The organism is Legionella lytica, assembly GCF_023921225.1.
GTDB lineage: Bacteria > Pseudomonadota > Gammaproteobacteria > Legionellales > Legionellaceae > Legionella > Legionella lytica.
Genome location: NZ_CP071527.1, coordinates 3058138 through 3079820, shown reverse-complemented (window position 1 = coordinate 3079820; position 21683 = coordinate 3058138). Strand labels below are relative to the sequence as shown.

The window sequence follows — 21683 nt, the reverse complement described above, 5'->3', positions numbered from 1 at the left end:
GAAAAATGATCATAAACCTGCTGTCTATGGCCTATAATAAGGGCATATAGTCTAAAAGATGCGCGATGAATTGAACTCTCAGCTACCAACATTATTGGCAAGACAAGGAATCTATACTCGGGACGGTTCTGTTTATGCTTATGAATTGCTGTATCGAAATCCTGAGCTTGCTAATGTGAATTTAGGTAACGGTGAGTTGGGGGATAAGGCCACCTCTTTAGTCATCACGCAATTATTCGCCAGTATGGATATTGATACCATTATTGGTGACAAATTGGCCTACATTAATTTTACTCATAACCATCTTGTGCAGAAAGTGCCTACTTTATTGCCAAAGGAACGTATCGTTATTGAAGTATTAGAATCGGTAATTGTGGATAAACCCTTAATTGATAGTTTAATGTCATTGCGGGAGCAAGGTTATTGTATTGCCTTGGATGATTTTATTCCAAGTGAGAAAAATTCCGCTCTTATCGATTTGGCTAATATTATTAAAATCGATGTACTCAATCTAAATAAGCGACAAATTGCCCAGCAATTGCGACTATTAAATCATTTTAACGGTGAATTGTTAGCCGAAAAAATCGAAAGCCACAACCAATTTAAAGACTGCGTGGATTTAGGCTTTGATTATTTTCAGGGCTTTTTTCTCAATAAACCTCGCCCGTTAAAAGGGCAGCATATTACTGAAAATAAGGCATATCTTCTTCGCGTCTTAGCCGAGCTGAATAATGACGATATTCCTTTAGAACGGGTTGAAGAATACATTTTACACATTCCTAAATTAAGTTATCGCTTATTGCGTTTGGCCAATTCTGCCGCAGCTTACAATGGCCGCAAAATTGATTTGTTAATCGATGCGCTTAAACGTTTGGGTTTAAATCAGGTTCGCAATTGGTTGCGCCTTTTCTTACTGGCAAATCAGAATGATTTAATGTCTGATTTGGTAGAACGTACCTTAATCCGTGCCAAAATGTGTGAATGTCTAGCGAAATTATCTTCTGAGCACGTCAATCCACATCAAGCTTTTACTATGGGTATCTTTTCATCGTTGGATGTTTTTCTTAATGAGCCAATGGCATTAATTTTAAGCAAAATCCAATTAAGTGAGTCACTCAATGAAGCCTTGCTCTATCAGCGCGGGCAACTTGGGGAAATATTAAAAGACACGATTAACTATGAGAAAGGTAACTTTAGCCAATTAGAGAACACCTCATACGGTAATAAAAATTTAATTAATGCCTATTTTGAAAGTATTGAATATGCGCGTGCCGTTATACGGCTTACCAATCAGTGACTGCGTACGCTCTGTATTAAATGCAGTCACAATGATATGCTATAAGCACTTGTTGAAAACCTATTTTAAGTTAGCTTCATGGAAACTGAAAAAAAACTCGCGGCAATTTATGTGGTAAAACCCGAATTTCGCACAGAACTTTGCAATGAGCTAGGCGAAATCACCCAGGTAGTTGCGGATTTAGTTTTTTCTCCTCATAAAAAAGTTGACGTTTGTTTTGCCCAAGATATTTGGTTAGAACCGCAAATCGTTAGCTTTCAATCGATCTCTGAAGCAGTAAAAATTCTTCGTCAAGCAGGAAAATATTGGTACCTACATCCTATTGAGAATGTGAGACGCTCTCGTTTGATCGAAGAACAATTACGCCAATATTCGCCATTAATGCAGCATTTCCCTCTGAGCGAAGCTATGCCTCCCTTAGGTGCATTTAGCCTTTTAGATAAAAATACCTTGGTTTTTAGTGCTAAACGCTTAAAAAAATGGCCACAAGGGAACTGTTATTTTATTGAAGATAAAATTAATCCACCCAACCGCGCCTATTTAAAATTATGGGAAGCTTTAACCTTATTAGCAGATTACCCCAAATCAGGGGAGACCGCTCTGGATTTGGGGGCATCACCTGGAGGCTGGACTTATGTAATGCAGTCCTTAGGAACCGCAGTAACCGCAGTTGATAAAGCGCCGTTAGATCCCAAAATTGCAAAATTACCGCGAATAACTTGCCTACAACAAAGTGCATTTGCCATTGAGCCTGCAACGCTTAAAGAGCGTTTTGATTGGGTTTTATCGGATATTGCCTGCTACCCAGAACGTGCTTACACACTTATCACGAAGTGGATTGCCTCTGGAAAAGCAAAACAGATGATTTTCACTATTAAATTACAAGGTGAAATCGATTTATCCATCATTAAACAATTTCAAGCAATTCCTAACTCCTACACCACGAATCTGTTTTATAACAAACATGAGGTTACGTTTTTCTATCCATTTTCTCTCAGTAAATTGTAGTTATCATTACGCGATAGGCTGGGATAGGGATAAATAACATGATCATTTCTTAGCCAGTAGCGAAAAAATATTTTCTATACGTATCCTATTAATTATAAATAATTTTCATCAAGTTTCCGGCCTATGAAACGTGACGCAGCCCTTTGTCGCCCTTATAAGAATAGTTTTTGTTTTGAACAAAATGAGCCTATAATGGCGACCATGAATATAAAATGGTAAGGAGAGGGTAATTATGATCTCTTTGGATAAAATTGAGAAAATAAAGGTACTATTACAACAATATACTAGAGAAAATAGCGATCCAGGCTCGCCCTTAGTCATTCAACAACTGCAAAAGTGGGTAGATTCCACGTCAAATTATGCTGATCATACGATAATTGAATCACAATTGGCCTCCATCCTCATACATAACTTCTTAGAACCTAGTGATAGCCAAGCAGCATTAGCATTTAAAATAGCACTCCCCTCTATTTTTCAAAAACAAGAATTAAAGAAAAGCTTAAAATGTGTTGCACTTTCTCAAACAGAGAAAGACCTTTTTAGCGAAATATACTTACAAAACATACTCGAAGTGACGCATGCTTCTCGTATCACGGGAGCCGTAAATTTCTTTGCTCCAGATAATCATCGTGACGCGCAAGGAGTGATTTTGAGAACTACTCCTTCTCGAGATCTAATTAAGATAATCTCAACCAATAATGCTTTTTATACCCATATTTTAGAAATTTTGTTCGAACGGCAAGATAAAGAAGCGTTACGTTTTCAAGCTCAGACATTAAAGAGCTGGTTTCAGCAGTTGGGCAATGAAGAAAATATTTTAGCTCCTTATTCATCAGAGGAAAGGGAACAATGGATAAATAGAATAAAAAATTGTTTAAGTTGGTCTGAAACAAGCTTGATCTCCAAAGTGCATTGCATTCGGATTCTTCAATGCTTTGGGGATGTGTCCGACGAAATAAAAAATGATCTTTGGGAGGCTGTGGAGAAACTCAAGACCCTGGCCCTAGTCCAATTGGACGAAAATGAAGATGATGCTATAGGGCTTAACTTGCTTTTAAAAGACGCATATGAGCGACGAAAAGATATGTGGGAGGGGGCGCTTACTTTTATTCCTAGTTCTCCTGAACTAGTTTTAGAGCAAATTGAGGCGGACAACGAATCGGAAACGGTGATGCAAAAATCCAACTATACTGGCTTAATGCTCATGGCTGCAAAGTTGAATGAACAACAATTAAATAGAGCCCTTGCTTTATGTTTAACCAATGCTTCCATCGAGAGGTATACTCCGAATCTTGCAAGTGATGCATTTTTTGCCCTGATAAGGGCGCATAAGAGGCATTTTCCAGAGGCTCTACTGCAACGTTTTCTTAATACGATTAATGATACTCATCTAAGCACAGAAAATGAGCGGATCACTGATCGCCATTCTTTTAATGCATTGATTTTACTTACCTCTAACAATTCAATCTTGTTAAATACGCTTACTGAGATAATATTTTCGCGAATGAGACATCCGGATCCCAAGGTGCGAGCCAGCGTTTATTGCCTTGATGAGCTTGATTTATTCGTATTAGGCTTACCGGAAATACCAGAAGAGTTAATTACTAATCTAATGCTGGCAATAGCAGAACAAACGCATGGTGACAGCGTGAAAAGTGCTTTAAAATCGGTAGTCAGAAAGTTATCCGTCATGCAATTAGCAAAATATATACAGAGGTGTTTCCCTGCTCTATCTAGTGATAATAAAGATGAAAAAATCAAGGCGATTAATATCATTGCGGAGTTAGCTGCGCCATTATCCCCCTGCCCCGATGACATTATTTTAAAATTGATTACGCTAAGCAAAAATTTGGATGGTGAGGTGTCTTTCGCAGCACGTACTGCATTAAAGTCTTTAAAACCGCACCTCTTTCTACTTAAAAAGGGCCTGATTAACGAGATGCTAGAGTCGGGTCATGATGATTACCGATTTACTGCGCTTATTGAATTGGCTCCTTTAATGTCTACGACTGACTGTGCAGGTGACTTAATTCCTAATTTAATGAATGCAGCGATAGATCATGACGACGATGCTGAATTAAAGGTAAAAGCATTATCTTTATTGATTCCCAAATTTAGTGAGTCCCAGCTAGACGCTTATGTGGCACTTTGTTTGCAAGAGCTGCAAAATATGAAATGGCTAAGCATCATTCCTGTTCATATGTTCAGCGGTCAATTAGACGCCTTTATAAAAAAACATGAAGAGCTTCTTAAAAGTCCAGATGTGGATATCCGTGAGCAGGTTTTTTGGGGCTTTTTAATGATTTTTTCTGCAGTTCCGATACGCCCGTCAGGAAGGGTTCTGATTGATTGTATCAAGATGTTAAAGGATGAAGATTTTGTTTATGGGGTAGAGGAAGTCATACCCCAAGTGATGCATTTGGTTGCAGATGAATATGTGAATGAGGTTTATGAATTATTCATCGCAATAATAACTAGCAATGTAGGCTCCAGTGACTTAATGAATGCTGCTTTGAACGGGCTAGCTAAGTTAGTTCCCAGGCTAAGTCAAGAACAAATTACGATGATGAAAATACATCTAATTGAGAAATTGGATGAGCGCAATCCTAAGGTATTTGCTGTTTTAACTAGAATAGCCCAATGTTTGCAGGATGAGGAATTAAACTCATTGATAATCCTATTGGCAGGAAAAGTAGACGTGTCTACTGCTAAATATCTGCGCAATATTGCTCATTTAATAACAAAAGATTCTCTCGAAGAGGTTTTAACGTCTCAGTTTAAAGAGGCTGAGGATACCAATTACAAGGTATGCCGGGAAACATGCTTAACTTTATTGGCCATTGCTCCCTATGCCACAAACGATGGAGTACAACAGATAATTTCTTGTTTCATTCAAATTTTAGCGGATGAACAACATGCATTACTCCACATTTTAGGTGACCACCCTGGTTATGATATTGCGATAAATGGTCTTATTAGGCTCGCGGATACGATAAAGCAAACAGAGCTTGAGCAGATTCTCAATTTGCAAGAAATAAATTTCAGTATAATCGCTCTAAAGTATATTTTAAAAGCATACACGCAGTTCCTGGAAAATTTGTGCGTACAGTGCACAGAGGAAGCATCGGTGAGTATATCAGCATGATAATGAGTATTAGGTTACCATATCAAACTGTGCTTTGGCGTAGCGCCTGGCAAGTTGATGTTATAGTTTTGATGAGCATGAGTGCAGACTTTGATTTTCAAACCGGCACTCAACTATAGGTGAGTGATAATTTACCAATAAAATTGATTAAAACCGCAGGGATCGTTGATCATTTAATTTGGTTGCTTTATAATCCGCGCGGTGAAACTTAGGTGAATATGTGAACAAACAGCTGAGTAAGCGCGGAATTGTGCGATTATGGTTGATGCAGTTAGGCATAACATTGGTCTTAGCGGCTATATGTGCGCTGGCCTATGGTGCAAATGCAGCGACTTCGGCATTGCTCGGTGGTATGGTCTGTGTTATCCCTAATGCGTATTTCGCAAGAAAGTTGTTTAAGTATCAAGGCGCGCGATCAGCAAAAAAGATAGTGAATAGTTTTTATAAGGGCGAAGCGATGAAAATAATTTTATCGATCGTGCTTTTCACTGCCGTATTTATGTGGGTTAAGATTACCCCGTTGGCTTTTTTTGCATCGTACATCATGATTCTGATGACGCACTGGTTTGCTCCATTGATTATTGTTAATAAACAGAATAGGCCTGAAAGTGACTGAAATGGTATCTAGCACAAACTACATTAAACACCATCTAACGTACCTGACATACAACGTTAGTGATATGAAAATGGGACCAGGCGGTGGCTTCTGGACCTTAAACCTTGATACATTATTCTTCTCGATTACTATGGGGATTCTTGTATGCGGCCTTATGTATTTCGGCGCACGCAGGGTAACCACTGGTGTTCCTGGAAAATTGCAGAACTTTGCTGAATTAATGCTGCAATTTGCTGACAATCAGGTTAAAGACTGCTTCCATGGCAAAAATAAACTAATTGGTCCTTTGGCGTTGACTATATTCCTGTGGGTTTTCATGATGAACTTCATGGACATTTTCCCTGTGGATGTATTGCCGTTAATGGCTCAAGCAGGTGGATTGCATTACCTGAAAGTTGTACCCACGAATGACTTAAACTTGACCTTTGCCTTGTCAATTACCGTCTTCCTTCTGATCATTTTTTACAGTATTAAAATTAAAGGAGCCAAAACGTTTGTTAAAGAATTAACGTTACAGCCTTTTAATCATCCTGGATTTATACCTTTTAACCTGTTGCTTGAATTAGTAGGTTTAATTGCTAAGCCTATTTCTTTAGCACTGCGGTTATTTGGAAATCTATACGCCGGCGAATTAATCTTTATCTTAATTGCCTTGCTAACCTTAAATGCTTCAATGTCATCACCTGTCGGTACAGCGACTCTAGGTCTTGCCCAATTTATATTGGCGCTTGGCTGGTCAATATTCCATATCTTGGTAATTACCTTGCAAGCATTTATTTTCATGGTGTTAACTATTGTTTACCTTAGTTTGGCACACGAAGAACATTAATCGATTTATTTTCATCATCCATTTAAAGGGGATTAAATATGCAAGCTGCTAGTCTAATAGCACAAGTTCAAAGTATGACCGTTGTTGCGGTTGCTTTATTGATTGGTTTAGGTGCGTTAGGTACCGCTATAGGATTTGGTCTGCTAGGCGGAAAATTCTTAGAAGGTTCTGCTCGTCAACCAGAAATGGTTCCAATGTTACAAGTTAAAATGTTCATCGTTGCAGGTCTTCTTGACGCGGTAACAATGATTGGAGTGGGTATCGCATTGTTCTTCACTTTCGCAAACCCTTTCCTAAATAACCTAGGTTCTTGATAACAAATGATTGGGGCGCTTATTAAGCGCCCTGATTGTTGCAGGAGATAATTACGGTGGATATTAACTTAACATTAATAGTACAAATGCTGGTATTCGCAGCTTTTGTTTTATTTACCATGAAACTAGTTTGGCCTCCATTAGCGAAAGCATTGGAAGAACGACAAGACAAAATTGCTGATGGTCTATCTGCCGCTGAGCGTGGTCGTAAAGAACTTGAATTAGCACAACATCGCGTCAAAGATGAGTTAAAGCAAGCTAAAGTTCAATCAGCTGACATCATTGAAAAAGCAAACAAGCGTGCTGCTCAAATCATTGAAGAAGCAAAAGAAGCTGCGAAGCAAGAAGCGCAAATGCAATTTAAGCAAGCACAAGAGCAATTATCGCAACAAGTAAACCATGCTAAAGAAGAACTGCGTAAGCAAGTTGCTACCTTAGCTGTTACTGGCGCTGAGAAGATTTTAATGCGTGAAGTAGACGCGAAAGCGAATGCTGCACTGTTAGATAACTTGATAGAAGAGATTTAAAATGTCTGATAGCACCACTATTGCCAGACCTTATGCCAAAGCTATTTTTGAATCAGCCTTAGCAGAGAATCAATTAGCCGGGTGGTCAGCACATTTGACAACGCTTGCCCAGGCTGTCATGCATCCTGAAGCTGCTCAGTTTATTGAAAATCCTGCTTCAACTGTTGCTCAGCAAATTGAGTTGCTGCAAGGCATAGTCAATGCTGGGTCAAAAAAGAGCGAATCAATAAATAATTTGGTTGCCTTACTGGCTACAAACAAACGTTTAATGCTGTTGCCGGAGATTTGTGCTCATTACGAAGCTCTTCGCGCAGAGCAAGAAAAAACTCTGGATGTGGACGTAAGCAGTTTCTCTGACTTATCTGCAGCACAAAAAGAGCGATTAATAGAATCTTTAAGTAAGCGCTTACAGCGTAAAGTTACATTAAATATCAGTATTGATCCTACCCTGCTTGGTGGGGCTGTTATTCGAGCAGGCGATTTAGTTATCGATGGTTCAGTTCGGGGCAAGCTAAGAAAGCTTCATACCAACTTAGCCGCTTAAATTAGAGGATAATTTTCATGTCAGAACAAGTAGCATTAAATCCTTCTGAAATCAGTGAATTAATCAGAAAGAAAATAGAACAGTTCAATGTAGTATCTGAAGCAAACGATGAAGGTACTGTAGTAAGCTTTAAAGACAACGTTGCTACAATTCATGGTCTTAAAGACGTAATGGCTGGGGAAATGATTGAGTTCCCAGGCGGAGTTTATGGTCTTGCGTTAAACTTAGAGCGCGATGCAGTAGGTGCAGTAATCCTTGGTGATGCTTCATCTTTAGCTGAAGGCCAAAAAGTTAAATGTACGGGTCGTATTCTTGAAGTGCCAGTAGGTAACGCACTTTTAGGTCGTGTAGTTGATGCATTAGGTAACCCAATTGATGGAAAAGGCCCAATTGAAGCAACTGCTATGGCGCCAATCGAGAAAGTAGCTCCTGGCGTTATTGCTCGTAAATCAGTAGATCAACCAGTACAAACTGGATTAATCGCGATTGATGCGATGGTACCAGTTGGCCGTGGACAGCGTGAGCTGATCATTGGTGACCGTCAAACTGGTAAAACAGCGATTGCTATTGATGCCATCATTAACCAAAAAGGTACTGGCGTTAAGTGCGTATACGTAGCTGTTGGCCAGAAGGCTTCTTCAGTTGCCGCAATCGTACGTAAATTAGAAGAGCACGGCGCATTAGAGCACACTATTGTTGTCGTTGCGGGTGCTTCTGATACAGCTGCATTACAGTTTATTGCTCCTTACGCAGGATGCACCATGGGTGAATACTTCATGGAGCGTGGCGAAGATGCATTAATCGTTTATGATGATTTAACCAAGCAAGCTTGGGCATACCGCCAAATTTCCTTGTTACTACGTAGACCACCAGGTCGTGAAGCGTATCCAGGGGATATTTTCTACTTACATTCACGTCTCTTAGAAAGAGCTGCGCGTATTAACGCTGATGAAGTAGAAAAATTAACTAAAGGCGAAGTAAAAGGTAAAACAGGTTCATTAACTGCATTGCCAATTATTGAGACGCAAGCGGGTGACGTATCTGCATTCGTACCTACTAACGTAATTTCGATCACTGACGGTCAGATTTTCCTTGATGTTGACTTATTCAACTCCGGTGTTCGACCTGCGATTAACTCAGGTTTGTCAGTATCGCGTGTGGGTGGTGCGGCACAAACTAAGATCATGAAAAAGCTTGGTGGTGGTACTCGTTTAGCATTAGCTCAGTTCCGTGAATTAGAGGCCTTCTCTCAGTTCGCATCTGACCTTGACGATGCAACCCGTAAGCAATTAGAGCGTGGTCAACGTATTACTGAACTTATGAAGCAAAAACAATATGCTCCATACTCTGTAGCAGATATGGGTGTTGCCTTGTTTGTTGTTGAAAAAGGTTATTTAGATGATGTTCCATTAAATGAAATTTCATCATTCTTAGGTTCTTTACATGACTACATGCGTACTACTCAAGCTGCATTGATGCATTCAATCAATGAAGCAGGTGCTTACGATAACGATATTGAAGCACAATTGAAGAAAGCTGTTGAAGACTTTAAACGTACAGCTAGTTGGTAGTCAATTTAAGGCGAGATAAGATATGGCTGGAGCAAAAGAAATCCGTTCTAAGATTTCGAGTATTAATAAAACTCGAAAGATTACTCGTGCAATGGAAATGGTGGCTGCAAGTAAAATGCGCAAAACACAAGACAGAATGCGCGCATCCAAGCCCTATGCCAACAAAATTTATAGTGTGGTAAAACACATTGCTCGCGCGAACTCTGAATACAATCATCCATTCATGGGGCAGCGCGAGATTAATCGCATAGGTCTTATTGTGGTTACTTCAGATCGCGGTTTATGCGGTGGTTTAAATGCAAATTTATTGCGTGAAACTGTACGTACGATCCGTGATTGGAAATCCAATGGTAAGGAAGTTGATATTGCGGTTATTGGCCGCAAAGGACAAGCGTTCTTCAAGCGTGTTGGTAGCAATGTACTTGGGTCAAAAGATCATTTAGGCGATACACCAAGCATTAATGATTTAGTCGGTATCGTAAAAGTTATGTTAGATGCTTTTTACACCGGTAAGATTGATGCATTACATATCGTATACAACGAGTTTGTTAACACCATGACGCAAAAGCCATTGGTGAAACAATTACTACCATTGCCAAAATCAGAAGATGACAGCAAGACAATGGGACATCACTGGGACTACATTTATGAACCAGATGCTAAAGACTTGTTGGATAATCTTTTAGAACGTTATATCGAATTGCAAGTGTATCAGGCTGTTGTGGAAAACATCGCCTGTGAACAAGCGGCAAAAATGATTGCAATGAAAAGCGCAACCGACAACGCTGGTGATTTGATTAAAGAATTTCAATTGGCTTATAACAAAGCTCGACAAGCTGCAATTACTCAAGAATTGGCAGAGATTGTCGGTGGCGCAGCCGCTTTATAAGAGGGTATATAATGAGCAGCGTAGATACAGTAGCAGTTAAAAATATCGGGACAATCGTAGAGATTATTGGTGCGGTTGTGGACGTTGAATTCCCACGCGACAACGTTCCCAAAATCAATGATGCATTGAAACAAGTTGATGGTGAGTTGGTTTTCGAAGTGCAACAACAGCTAGGTGATGGCGTTGTGCGTACCATCGCTATGGGAACCACTGACGGTATGAAGCGTGGTTTAAAAGTTGAAAATACTGGCTACCCAATTCAAGTTCCAGTGGGTAAAAAGACTCTAGGTCGTATTATGGACGTATTAGGCCGTCCAGTAGACGACGCGGGCCCAATCGGTGCTGATGAGCACTGGGCGATTCACCGTAAGGCACCAAGCTACGAAGAGCAAGCAGGTAGCCAAGAGCTCTTAGAAACTGGGATTAAAGTTATTGACTTGCTTTGCCCATTTGCTAAAGGTGGTAAAGTTGGTCTGTTCGGTGGTGCGGGTGTGGGTAAAACCGTAAACATGATGGAATTAATCCGTAACATCGCGATTGAGCACAGCGGTTACTCAGTATTTGCCGGTGTGGGAGAGCGTACTCGTGAAGGTAACGACTTCTATCATGAAATGAAAGATTCAAACGTACTGGATAAAGTATCTCTAGTATACGGTCAGATGAACGAGCCACCAGGTAACCGTTTACGTGTTGCATTAACTGGTTTGACCATGGCGGAAAAATTCCGTGACGAAGGCCGTGACGTATTATTGTTCGTAGATAATATTTACCGTTATACCTTAGCAGGGGTTGAAGTATCCGCTCTCTTAGGTCGTATGCCTTCAGCGGTGGGTTACCAGCCTACACTGGCAGAAGAAATGGGTATGCTCCAAGAGCGTATTACTTCTACTAAGACTGGTTCTATTACGTCAATTCAAGCAGTATACGTACCTGCGGATGACTTGACTGACCCATCACCAGCTACTACTTTCGCGCATTTGGATGCGACCGTTGTATTGTCACGTCAAATCGCTGAATTAGGTATTTATCCTGCGGTGGATCCATTAGACTCGACTTCACGTCAGTTAGATCCATTAGTTGTAGGTCAAGAACACTACGATACAGCGCGTCGTGTACAACAAACTTTACAACGCTACAAAGAATTGAAAGATATTATCGCAATTCTAGGTATGGACGAATTATCAGAAGAAGACAAGCGCGTAGTAACTCGTGCTCGTAAGATTCAACGATTCTTGTCACAACCATTCTTCGTTGCTGAAGTCTTCACTGGTTCTCCAGGTAAATACGTATCTTTAAAAGATACTATTAAAGGCTTCCAAGGCATTCTTGCTGGTGAATACGATGATTTACCTGAGCAAGCATTCTATATGGTCGGTAGCATTGAGGAAGCGGTTGCTAAAGCGAAAACCTTATGAGGCAAGATGACATGACTATAACAACGCACTTGGATATCGTTAGTGCTGAACAGGAAATATTCTCTGGCTTAGTAGAGATGGTCGTTGCTACTGGGGAATTAGGTGAAGTGGGTATTACTGCAGGTCATGCCCCTTTACTGACTGTCTTGAAACCAGGCGAAGTCAGATTGACTTTACCTGGCGGTCATCAAGATATTTACTATGTTCAGGGCGGTATGTTAGAAGTACAACCAAACTGTGTCACCGTTCTGGCCGATGTGGTTGAGCGCGCAGATCATCTTGATGAGGCTGCTGCTCTAGCTGCAAAAGCACAAGCAGAAGCTGATATGGCGAACAAGAGTGGCGAGATGGATTATTCTGTCGCAGCTGCTGAGTTGGCCCGTGCTGTTGCCCAAATCCGTGCTATTCAAAAAGTCAGAAAAACAGTTAAGTAGATTCTTATGCCGAGAAAAGCGAATGCTTTATCTCGGCTTCTTCTTCGATTCTCAAGTATCATTTCTTTTCGATTTATCCGCGGACTTATTATTTTCTATAGAGTCCTCCGATTTTTGCTATTTGCAAAAAATGTAGTTTTTCTTATGCCGATGTTCACGAATACGAATGAGCGAATTGCTTGGTCAAGCTCAACAAAAATTATTTGTGGTGCAACCTAGGTTGGGCGTGCAGCAGCCCAACATTTTGATGTCGTGATTTAGGCGTAGCAATATAAACTTCGGTACTTACAATAACTTAGCAGATTTATTCCTGCGTCATACACAAGGTTATCCACAGGTTGTTCATAAGGGGCAAAGAACGAACTCAATAAATATATTTAAAAATCAATAAGTTAAGTTGATATAACCGCTGTGCTTGAAAAAAAAGATAAAGTTATTCACAATTTGCAGGCTGTATATATATCTAACATTCCCTTTCCTCTGGTAAAATAGCTATGCAAGGGCCCAGAGCAATGGTTAAATAGTCTTAATAGATAACGATGAAAACAAAATTATGAACGAAGCTACAGAACGAAAAGAACTCACTGAATTTACAGAAAAAGCTTATCTTGATTACTCTATGTATGTCATTCTCGATAGAGCGTTACCGCATATTGCTGACGGACTCAAACCGGTACAACGACGTATTGTGTATGCGATGTCCGAATTAGGCTTAAAGGCCACAGCCAAACATAAAAAATCCGCGCGTACTGTGGGGGATGTCTTAGGTAAATTCCATCCTCATGGCGACAGTGCTTGTTATGAAGCAATGGTTTTAATGGCTCAGCCATTCTCCTATCGTTATCCATTTGTTGATGGCCAAGGAAACTGGGGTTCTCCCGATGATCCAAAATCATTCGCAGCTATGCGTTATACAGAAGCGCGTTTGTCTGCTTATGCGGAAGTATTACTTTCAGAGTTACAGCAAGGAACGGTTGATTGGGTAGATAACTTTGATGGGACTTTGCAAGAGCCTGCATTACTTCCCGCTCGTTTACCTAATATCCTGTTAAATGGTGCTACCGGGATTGCGGTAGGTATGGCTTCGGATATTTTGCCGCATAACTTAACGGAAGTAGCGAATGCCTGTGTGCATTTGTTGGAGAATCCACAAGCCGATTTGGCCACTATTAATCAATATATTAAAGGCCCTGACTTTCCTACGGCAGCGGAAATTATTACGCCACCAGAAATGATTTCAACGCTGTATGAGACTGGTAATGGCTCCATTAAAATGCGCGCTATTTACAACTTGGAAAAGCAAAACATCGTCATCACTGCATTACCCTATCAAGTCTCTGGTGCGAAAGTGATGGAGCAAATTGCATTACAAATGCAGCAAAAAAAATTGCCGATGGTTGAGGACCTCCGCGATGAGTCGGATCATGAACATCCCACACGTCTGGTCATTATTCCTCGTTCCAATCGTGTCGATGTAGATGGCTTAATGTCGCATTTATTTGCTACCACCGATTTAGAGCGCAGTTATCGCGTGAACTTTAATATGATCGGTCTTGATGGTAAGCCTAAAGTAAAAAATCTATTAACCATTCTCAATGAGTGGTTGGTTTATCGTATTGGCGTGGTAACTCGCCGTTTAGAATATCGTTTGGCAAAAGTTCTCGAACGCATTCACGTGTTAGAAGGCTTGCTCATTGCTTATTTGAATATTGATGAAGTAATCGCCATTATTCGCGAGCATGACAATCCTAAAGAAGGGCTCATTGCGCGTTTTAATTTAAGCGAACGACAGGCTGAAGCAATTTTAGAAATGAAATTGCGTCATTTGGCGAAATTAGAAGAGTTTAAGATACGTGGCGAGTTGGATGATTTATCTGCTGAGCGCGATCAATTACAAAGCACCTTGGCTAGCGAGACTAAGTTGAGAAACTTAGTTAAAGAAGAAATTATTCGCGATCGTGATGAGTTCGGTGATGTTCGACGCTCACCTATTATCGTGCGCCAAGAGTCACAAGCGTTAAAAGAAGAAGACATTCTGCCTAATGAGCCAATCACCGTAGTTCTCTCCAAGAATGGTTGGGTACGTGCCGCGAAAGGGCATGATGTCAATGGCACCGAACTGAGCTATAAAGCAGGAGATGAGTTTAAGGCGCAAGCTGCTGGTCGTTCAAACCAGCAAATCATTTTCTTTGATAGTGAGGGGAAGGTTTATTCCTTACCTGGACACTCATTACCTTCCGCCCGTGGGCAAGGCGAACCACTCACTGGAAAATTAAATCCTGCTGAGGGAGCTTTGTTTGAAACGGTTGTTGGCGGTGAAGCCGAACAAAAGGTTTTATTAGCAAGCGATGCGGGTTATGGATTTATTGCCACCATTAGCGATCTTTATGTGAAAAATCGTAATGGTAAAGCTTGCATTAAATTGCCCGAAGCCAGCCTCATTTTGCCACCACGCATCGTGCCTAATCATGAAGAGCTTTTAGTGGCCTGTGCGACTAGTGTAGGACGATTGTTAGTATTTCCTGTTAAGGAGCTACCGGAGTTATCTCGTGGTAAAGGTAATAAGTTAATTAGCATTCCTTCCGCTAAAGCTGCGTCACGTGAGGAGTATGTTATTGATGTGCAAGTCCTCACTAAGAATGACTCCCTTACTGTCCATGCTGGAAAGCGCCACTTCACGCTGAAAGGAGGGGATTTGGAACATTATTTAGGCGAACGTGGACGTCGAGGCAATCGCCTGCCACGTGGTTTGCAGAATGTAACCCAGCTGCAGGTGACTGAGGCTGGTTAGAGGAAAATTAAAGTAGGTTAGGTCCATGGCCCAACAACAACGCGTTGAACCGTACCAGAACACCATATTGGGCCATGGGCACCAATATGGTGCGATTCCTCCTCAAAAAAATTCACTACCAAATTAGAAATAGTGATGATAAAGTCTTGTATATGCTACATATTGGTAATCGCTTATCCCCACGGTACTAGGTCTTGGCCTTAAAAAACTCACTGCGTTTAGGATGACGTATCACGTGGAGTGAAGGAAAACAGTTGCAATAGGGAAATACTAGCTCCATGTTGAAGACTTTTATTGTTTTAGTTTGTCTGTTTCTAAGTTCTTGTATGGTCGGTCCTAATTATAAAGAGCCGAACAAACAAGTCGCACCGCATTGGGCAAAAAAAGATGCTTCCGTTAAAGAAAAGCCATTTAAATACACTAAATGGTGGCAAGAATTCCGCGATCCAGTTCTGACCGCAGTTATTTATGAAGGCTATCATAGCAATCTATCCGTGCAAGCGGCGGGCGTGAAGGTATTACAGACCCGAGCCCAGTTGGCGCAGAGCGTGGGGCAGTTATATCCACAACAGCAAGCGATGTTGGGAAATTATACCTACAACCGAATTGGTGGCACCTCCCTCCAGCAAATTTTACCGCAATCTTTTGATACGGCTTTAATGGGGTTTTCCGCGAATTGGGAGATTGATTTTTGGGGGAAATACCGTCGCGCAATTCAAGCAAAAGACGCCGCCTTTTTAAGTTCCTTGGCGGCATATGATAATGCCTTGACCACACTGACAGCGGATGTGGCGACTACCTATATTAAAATCCGCACGTATGAATCTCAAATTAAAATCACTAAAGCCAACATCGTTGTGCAAAAAATGGGATTAAATATCGCGCGTGCGCGTTATACGGCAGGACAAGCAAGTCTTGTTGATGTGGAACAAGCGATGACCGAATTGGCACAAACCGAAGCCAGCCTTCCGTCAATTGTGACTAATTTACAACAACAAAAAGATGCACTTGCAGTTTTGTTGGGGACTATTCCCAACAATATCGATGCTCTCATTCAAAAAAGCAGAGGCATTCCCAAAGCTCCGCGTTCAATTGCTGTAGGTATTCCTAAAGAAACAATGGCTAGACGTCCTGATGTACAACAAGCTCGTTTAGATGCGATTGGGCAATCGGCAGCGATTGGTGCTGAAAAAGCGAATTTATTCCCATCACTGTCATTAAATGGCGCATTTGCCTTTTCTTCTAATAGCATTGGCCAATCGTCCGTTGGTGATTTATTCCATTGGTCAAATCGTAACATCTCTGCAGGTCCCAGTTTCACCTGGCCAATATTAAATTATGGGCAGATTACCAATGGAGTGCGGGCACAGGATGCAGCATTCCAGCAATCCTTATTAAATTATGTCAATGTGGTACTAAAAGCTCAACAAGAAGTACAAGATAATATTACTGCATACATCGAAGCCAAAAAAGCCGAACGTTATTTAGCAAAAGCGAATGTCTCTGCGACTAAATCCTTACAATTAGCCTTAATTCGGTATAAAGAAGGGGAAACAGACTTTACCCCAGTACTGAATGCAGAACAGCAACAATTAAGTGTACAAACCTCACTTGTTAATGCTCAGGGAACTATTCCGCAGGCCTTAGTTGCGCTGTATCGAGCACTTGGTGGCGGCTGGGATATTCGTGGTTGTGACGATGTTGTCTCACAACAAATTAAAACTGAAATGGCGGCACGGACCAATTGGGGGGGCTTGTTGAAACAACAAAACCATCAGCCACCGGCCACAAGAAAACAGAAGATTAAAGAACTTTATTTGCCAAAATGGTAGCCAGTATGAACTTTAATAAAAATTCGAAATCAGTTAAATATGCAGGGATTGCCGTAGCGGCTTTATTTTTTATCTACTTAATCGCTCATTTATTTTCTAAACCTAAAGTCGCGGAAATACCCCCCCCTTCGGTGGTGATACAAAAGCCTATACGTCAGGAAATGGTTGAGTATGTGACTCAAACGGGTTCTACGGTTGCGTTTAATTCGGTTAACTTAGTAGCACGGGTTGCAGGTTATCTGGAAAAAATAGAGTTCGTTGATGGAACCTTTGTAAAAAAAGGACAAGAGTTATTTGTAATTCAGCCTCAACCTTATATGGAGCAATTAAAAGCGGCTCAAGCCACGGTTGTCGCGCAAAAGGCTGCAAATGCTTATAACAAAAACGAATATGAACGCCAACAACGCATGTTCAAACAAAATGCTACCTCCAAAAATGAGGTGGAAAAATGGCTCGCTAAAACTCAGGAGGTAGCGGCTGAAATCGATAAATCCACCGCCGAAGCCGTCAATGCACAAATCACCTACAGTTATACCCACGTTTTATCACCCTTTGATGGTCGTATTGGTCGGCATTTAGTGGATATTGGTAATTTAGTCGGTAACGGACAAGCAACTAATTTAGCAACAGTGGAGCAAATAGACCCACTCTATGTTTATTTTAACTTGAATGAACTGGATCTGCTTAAGTTAAGAGCTGCAGCAAAAGAAATGGGTATTTCTCCTAAAGATTTTGATAAGGTTCCGGTTTACGTTAGTTTACAAAGTGATCCTAATAAGGAATATAAAGCGACATTGGACTTCGTCAATACAGGCTTGAATGCTGCCACAGGAACGATGGAGTTACGAGCCAAATTACCCAACAAAGATCACTTATTTCTCCCTGGCCTTTTTGTACAAGTACGTATTGCTGTGACGAAGCCCAAACAGCAGCTAACCGTACCTGATACGGCCATACTTTACGATCAGATCGGCCCTTATGTATTAGTCGCTGATAAAGAGAATAAGGTTGTTTTGAAGCGGGTTACATTAGGGAGTGCCAAACAAGGAGTGCGGGGAATTGTTAAGGGGATTGATGCACAGGACAATATTATTGTTGATGGTGTGCAAAATGCGACTCCAGGTAATAAAGTGCAGCCACAAAAGCAAGCAGACTCATCTAGTGAGAGCAAAGCCAAATGATTTCCAAATTTTTTATTGAACGGCCTATCTTAGCGAACGTTATTGCCCTTCTGCTGGTTTTATTGGGCTTGGTAGCCATTATGGCTTTACCGATAACGCAGTATCCGTCGATCGTACCCCCCACGATTCAGGTGACGACTACTTATCCTGGAGCGGATGCAAAAACCCTCATTAATACCGTAGGTCTCCCTATTGAACAACAGGTCAATGGGGTGGAAAAAATGCTGTACATGCAATCTACCAGCACCAACAATGGTACGTATACACTCATTGTTACCTTTGCAATTGGCACCGATTTGAACTTTGCGCAAGTTTTGGTACAAAACCGGGTGCAAGCTGCGATGGCCCAGCTTCCAGATGCAGTACAGAAGCAAGGGGTGGTTGTCCAACAAAAGTCGACCGCTATTTTGCAATTTATTACTCTAACCTCAGAACATGGCGAGTACGATGGCCTCTTTTTGAATAATTACGCAACCATTAACATGCAAAATGAATTGGCACGTTTACCTGGTGTCGGTAATGTGCTTATTTTTGGTACGGGAAACTATGCCATGCGTATATGGCTGGATCCGCAAAAAATGCTCTCCTATGCGTTAAACCCTAGTGATGTGTTAAATGCGATTAGCCGCCAGAACCAAGAGGTTTCTGCCGGACAAATTGGTGGGCAACCAACTCAAGGGGCGCAGCCTTATCAGTTTACGGTAAACGTGCCGGGGCAGCTTGCCGATCAAGACGAATTTGCCAACATTATTGTAAAAACCGTAGCCACCCAAACGAATGAAAGTGCCAATGGCAGTAGCAGCGCCAAGATTGTTCGTATTCGCGATGTAGGACGGGTGGAGTTGGGGTCTTCTAGCTACAATCAGTTGGCTAAATTGAATAATCAACCAACAGCTGCAATTGGAATTTATCAGCTTCCTGGTGCGAATGCGCTACAAGTTGCTGAGAGTGTGCGCACGGCTGTTGCGAAAATGGCGACGAAGTTCCCTCCTGGAATGAAGTATTCCATTCCTTTCGATACTACTATTTTCGTAAAGGCCTCTGTTGAGGAAGTTTATAAGACTCTATACGAAGCAGGTATTTTGGTCCTCATTGTTATTCTTGTGTTCTTACAAAATTTCCGTGCAACCTTAGTGCCGGCGACAACCGTACCGGTAACCATCATTGGTGCGTTTTTTGCCCTGCTATTAATGAGCTATTCGATTAACCTGTTGACCTTATTTGCTTTGGTTTTAGCGATTGGTATTGTGGTTGATGATGCGATAGTTATTGTTGAGGGGGTTAGTCAACATATTGAGCATGGCAGCCCGCCTAAAGAATCAGCGATTAAGGCAATGACGGAATTGCTTGGCCCCATTATTGGTATTACTTTAGTATTGATGGCGGTATTTGTACCTGCTGGGTTTATGCCAGGCTTAACAGGGGCAATGTACGCACAATTTGCCTTAGTGATTGCGGCTACTGCGTTTATCAGTGCGATCAATGCGATGACCTTAAAGCCAACTCAATGCGCTTTGTGGCTTAAACCTGTGGACCCCCATAAAAAGAAAAATGCGGCGTTTCGTTTTTTTGATAAATTGTATAACCCCGTTGAGGAAACCTACATTGGTTTTATGGATCGCTTAGTGCATCGTTATAAGCTTGCTTGTTTCGTAGGAATTATCCTTGTTTTACTAGCGATTTTAGGTCTAAGCCGTATTCCAACCGGATTTATTCCGGTAGAAGATCAGGGCTATATGATGATGAACGTCCAGTTGCCTGATGGTGCAAGCTTAGGAAGAACGGAAGCTTTATTACATCGCTTAAGTGATCAGGTTTCCAAAGTCGGTGGTGTTGCCGATGTGATTGCTATTGATGGGATTTCCTTATTGGATAATAGTTCCAGTTTAGCCAATGCTGGTGTCTTATATATTATGTTTAAAGATTGGAGTGTTCGCGGTAAGGAAGAAGGCTTATTACCGCTCTATAACAAGCTTAATGATATTGCGGAGAAAACCTTAGACGCTAAAGTGCTAGTGATGGTACCTCCTCCCATCCAAGGACTAGGTATGTCAGGCGGTTTTCAAATGCAGCTGGAATTGCAGGATGGCTCATTTGATTATCGCAAATTGCAGGCAGCAACCGATCAATTGATTCGTTATGCGAGTCAGCAACCGGAATTACAACGTTTAATGACTTCATTCCGTGCCTCAGTACCTCAGGTTGCAGCACCCATTAACCGCACTAAAGCCGAATCGCTAGGAGTAAAAATAGGTGATGCCTCCGATACCTTGCAAACTTATCTAGGTTCTTCTTATGTGAATTTATTTACCAAGTTTGGACAAGTGTTTCAAGTTTATGTGCAGGCGGATGCGCCTTATCGCATGAGCGTTGAAGAGGTACGAAATTATTATGTTAAAAATGCATCTGGAGATATGGTGCCTTTAGGTACGTTAACGGATATTAGTCCGACCGTAGGTCCTTCCTTAATATCCTTGTATAACTTATATCCTTCCAGCAATATTTATGGATCAGCTGCTCCAGGTTACAGTTCGGGACAGGCAATGGCGGCAATGGAGCGCGTTGCGAAGCAAGTATTACCCGCAGGGGTTGCTTTTGAATGGACCAGTACTGCCTATCAAGAAAAAACAGCGGGTAATATGAGTTACTATATTTTCATTTTATCGCTTATTTTGATCTACTTAATTCTTGCAGGCCAATATGAGAATTGGGTGACACCATTGGCCATTTTATTAAGTGTGCCTTTGGCATTGATTGGTACAGTATTAGCTTTATCTGTTCTGGGCTTGGCGAATAATATGTATACCCAGATCGGTATATTATTGTTAATTGCCTTAGCGGCCAAGAATGCGATTTTAATCGTAGAAGTGGCTCGTGAACAACGGCTTTTTCATAAAAAATCTATCATGGAAGCAGCCGTTCTTGGCGCAAAAACTCGTTTCCGTCCTATTTTGATGACCTCGTTTGCTTTTATTTTAGGGGTGATGCCTTTGGTCTTCGCAACCGGGGCTGGGGCTAATGCGCGACGTTCGATTGGGATTGCAGTTTGCAGTGGGATGCTGGCCTCAACCTGTCTTGCCGTTGTATTTGTACCTGCTTTTTATGTGATGCTACAAACTTGGCAAGAGCGTCGCCAGGAGAAAAAGGCCGCTAAAAGAAGCCCTGAGCCTTTAAATACCCCACATTAACAGGATATTTTGAAAAGCCTCTCTTCTAACCTTCAAGTTAATGATATTTTTTAATGACTGCCGTTTGGGCCCCTTGTCCCAACACGGCGTTTTGCTATGGCT

The 21683-nt window shown here is 41.4% G+C and carries 16 protein-coding genes; all 16 read left to right on the top strand.

Annotated features, from left to right (window positions below; all coding sequences use genetic code 11):
- Positions 1–58 precede the first annotated feature (58 nt).
- Positions 59–1297 (top strand): EAL and HDOD domain-containing protein, encoded by a 1239-nt coding sequence (locus J2N86_RS13540; RefSeq protein ID WP_252579997.1) that lies wholly within the window; start codon positions 59–61, stop codon positions 1295–1297.
- A 78-nt stretch (positions 1298–1375) separates the two neighbouring features.
- Positions 1376–2305, top strand: coding sequence for an SAM-dependent methyltransferase (locus J2N86_RS13535; RefSeq protein ID WP_252579996.1), 930 nt, complete (start codon positions 1376–1378; stop codon positions 2303–2305).
- 232 nt (positions 2306–2537) lie between these two features.
- On the top strand, positions 2538–5450 hold the full coding sequence (locus J2N86_RS13530; RefSeq protein WP_252579994.1) for a hypothetical protein: 2913 nt from the start codon (positions 2538–2540) through the stop codon (positions 5448–5450).
- Positions 5451–5670: 220 nt separating this feature from the next.
- Entirely contained in the window at positions 5671–6066 is a 396-nt protein-coding gene (locus J2N86_RS13525) for a F0F1 ATP synthase subunit I (protein ID WP_252579993.1), read from the top strand.
- A 1-nt stretch (position 6067) separates the two neighbouring features.
- Positions 6068–6895, top strand: coding sequence for a F0F1 ATP synthase subunit A (gene atpB, locus J2N86_RS13520; RefSeq protein ID WP_252582458.1), 828 nt, complete (start codon positions 6068–6070; stop codon positions 6893–6895).
- Positions 6896–6933: 38 nt separating this feature from the next.
- Entirely contained in the window at positions 6934–7209 is a 276-nt protein-coding gene (atpE, locus tag J2N86_RS13515; protein ID WP_058534289.1) for a F0F1 ATP synthase subunit C, read from the top strand.
- A gap of 56 nt (positions 7210–7265) precedes the next feature.
- Positions 7266–7736: a F0F1 ATP synthase subunit B gene (locus tag J2N86_RS13510; protein WP_252579991.1), complete on the top strand. Its 471-nt coding sequence runs from the start codon at positions 7266–7268 to the stop codon at positions 7734–7736.
- 1 nt (position 7737) lies between these two features.
- Entirely contained in the window at positions 7738–8280 is a 543-nt protein-coding gene (locus J2N86_RS13505) for a F0F1 ATP synthase subunit delta (protein ID WP_252579990.1), read from the top strand.
- Positions 8281–8297: 17 nt separating this feature from the next.
- Positions 8298–9851: a F0F1 ATP synthase subunit alpha gene (gene atpA, locus J2N86_RS13500; protein WP_252579989.1), complete on the top strand. Its 1554-nt coding sequence runs from the start codon at positions 8298–8300 to the stop codon at positions 9849–9851.
- A 22-nt stretch (positions 9852–9873) separates the two neighbouring features.
- Positions 9874–10740, top strand: coding sequence for a F0F1 ATP synthase subunit gamma (atpG, locus tag J2N86_RS13495; RefSeq protein ID WP_252579988.1), 867 nt, complete (start codon positions 9874–9876; stop codon positions 10738–10740).
- A gap of 11 nt (positions 10741–10751) precedes the next feature.
- Positions 10752–12155 (top strand): F0F1 ATP synthase subunit beta, encoded by a 1404-nt coding sequence (gene atpD / locus J2N86_RS13490; protein WP_252579986.1) that lies wholly within the window; start codon positions 10752–10754, stop codon positions 12153–12155.
- A gap of 11 nt (positions 12156–12166) precedes the next feature.
- Entirely contained in the window at positions 12167–12589 is a 423-nt protein-coding gene (locus tag J2N86_RS13485) for a F0F1 ATP synthase subunit epsilon (RefSeq protein ID WP_252579985.1), read from the top strand.
- A 553-nt stretch (positions 12590–13142) separates the two neighbouring features.
- Positions 13143–15380 (top strand): DNA topoisomerase IV subunit A, encoded by a 2238-nt coding sequence (gene parC / locus J2N86_RS13480; protein WP_252579984.1) that lies wholly within the window; start codon positions 13143–13145, stop codon positions 15378–15380.
- A gap of 278 nt (positions 15381–15658) precedes the next feature.
- Positions 15659–17212 carry an efflux transporter outer membrane subunit gene (locus J2N86_RS13475; RefSeq protein ID WP_252579983.1) on the top strand — a complete coding sequence of 518 codons (1554 nt, stop codon included), beginning with the start codon at positions 15659–15661 and terminating at the stop codon, positions 17210–17212.
- Between the two features lie 5 nt (positions 17213–17217).
- Positions 17218–18393 (top strand): efflux RND transporter periplasmic adaptor subunit, encoded by a 1176-nt coding sequence (locus J2N86_RS13470; RefSeq protein WP_252579982.1) that lies wholly within the window; start codon positions 17218–17220, stop codon positions 18391–18393.
- Positions 18390–21581, top strand: a complete 3192-nt coding sequence (locus J2N86_RS13465) for an efflux RND transporter permease subunit (protein ID WP_252579980.1) — start codon at positions 18390–18392, stop codon at positions 21579–21581. Before J2N86_RS13470 ends, J2N86_RS13465 begins: the two co-directional genes overlap by 4 nt.
- Positions 21582–21683 lie beyond the last annotated feature (102 nt).